General features: G+C 39.9%; 1 protein-coding gene and 1 pseudogene. Both read left to right on the top strand.

Annotation, left to right across the window (positions count from 1 at the left end):
- Window positions 1–474: 474 nt before the first annotated feature.
- Entirely contained in the window at window positions 475–1398 is a 924-nt protein-coding gene (locus FHL06_RS12530) for a replication initiation protein (RefSeq protein ID WP_153386909.1), read from the top strand.
- Window positions 1383–1826: pseudogene (locus tag FHL06_RS12525) on the top strand (replication initiation protein); the annotation flags it as partial. The gene FHL06_RS12530 and the pseudogene FHL06_RS12525, both read left to right, overlap by 16 nt.
- Between the last annotated feature and the right edge of the window lie 138 nt (window positions 1827–1964).

The raw sequence follows: 1964 nt of genomic DNA, 5'->3' as shown, positions 1-1964 counted from the left end.
AAAGTTTCTATAAAAACTTTGCTTTCCTGCCTAACGGCGAGTGAAAAAGCGGTCAAGCTGGCTCAGCTTGGACGGGGTTCGGGGCGTCAGCGCCCGAATTAATGTGGCTTGCCACACCTTTTAAGCAACGAACAGCGTGAGGCGCAAGGAGCTGTGCGACTGGAGCTTAATGTGAGCCGTTTTTTGGCTCACTCCTTTGTGTTTTTTGCTTCTAGGTTTTGCCCTCGTACAGTGGTGCCTCTTTTAAATCTCTTTTATAAACCTCTTTTAAACCTCTTTTAAGGGTATGTTCCACGTTACTCTCCCAAGTGTTTCACAAATGTTTGGGGGTCCAATTGTCTGTTTATAGGGGTCCAATTGTCTGTTTATAGGGGTCCAATTGTCTGTTTATGGGGGTCCAATTGTCTGTTTATGGGGGTCTCGTCTTGAGGTTCCGGCCTTGATATGGTAGCCTCTGATTTAGGAGGTGGTTTTTTGAGCAACGAACTAGTTAAATATGACCCTGAATTAAATACCATTCCGTTACGTAAATTTACCCCAGTTGAAATGAATTTATTTTTTTCAATTATTTCTCGTATGCGTGATAAGGGAGATCAAACAGTCCGTTTTTCTTTTGACCAATTAAAAGAACTTAGCAACTATAAGCCGACTGCGAATAAAAGATTTATTGATGATATTGAGAATACATACCAAAAAATCCTCGGTCTTAGGTTTGGTTGTAGAAGTAAAGATGGGCTTGATAGAGAAATGTTTGTCATGTTCACTCGATTTGAGATTAAGGGTTCAGCAAAAGTCCCTTATGTTGATATTCAAATTTACCCCAAGGCATTGAAACTTCTAAATAATCTTGAAAGTTGGGTTCGATATGCTTTAACAGAGTTTAGAGATCTAAAGAGTAGTTATGCAAAAACAATGTTTCGTCTCCTTAAACAATTTCGAACTACTGGTTATGCTTACTTTTCCAAAGCAGATTTTGATGAGTTGCTTGATATTCCAAAAACTTATCGGCAAGGCGACATTAACAAAAAAGTGATAAAACCAATCAAAGAAGAACTTACCCCCCTATTTCGTGGGCTAACTGTCCGCAAGAAATACGGTAAAGGGCGAGGAAAGCCTGTTATTGGCTATTCTTTTGCATGGAAACCTGAACGCAAAGATGCCGAAGATGTCCACGTCAGCAAGACTGAACGCCTGAACAAAGCCAAATTCAATATCGAGCACAATGGCGAACTGTCCGACAAAGAAAAATGGCGGGCAATTGATAAAATCAAAGGTCTCAAGCTAGGAACGACCGAAGCGGAACATAATAAACAAGAACAAGAGACGCGCGAAGAACAGATTCGTGCAGAGGAGCGACAAAAAATACTCGAAAAACTACGAAACGGAGGATTACTCTAACGGGGTGGTTTGAAGTTGTGCGTATTTGGGAAAATGGGCAACTTCAAATCAAAATCAATGAAGATTTTGCGCCATTTCTGTTGCAATTAAAAGATAAAGGGCACTACACCCAATACTTACTCGTTGATACCGTTAAACTGAAAAGTAAATATTCTATTTTGCTTTATAAACTCATGCGTGAAGCTGATAAAGATAACGGTAGTTCAATTGCCATTGTCCAAGGAACGCCTGATGAGTGGAAAGAATGGCTAGGTGCGCCAGAAAGTTATACCTATGGACGATTGAAAGATAATATTTTAAACCCAGCAATTGAAGAAATTAACCTTGAAATTGGGGATATGGACTTAGAGTTATTTCAAACACGCCGTGGTCGCGCGGTAGTTCAAGTGGAAATTCACAATAATTTCATTCGAAACAAACGGTATTAATTCAGGGGGGAAATGATGAATATAATAAAAAGAGGGATACCGCTCTAGCCTCCACAGCTCACGGCATCCCTACATTTAGCAAAACAACCAACCATTTGAAAGGAAGTAAGAAGCATGAACAAACCAGATTTATTAGTA

This window comes from Companilactobacillus halodurans, assembly GCF_009600985.1.
Taxonomy (GTDB): Bacteria; Bacillota; Bacilli; order Lactobacillales; family Lactobacillaceae; genus Companilactobacillus; species Companilactobacillus halodurans.
Note: the sequence above shows the minus strand (reverse complement) of the source record. Positions and strands in the feature narration are given on the sequence as shown.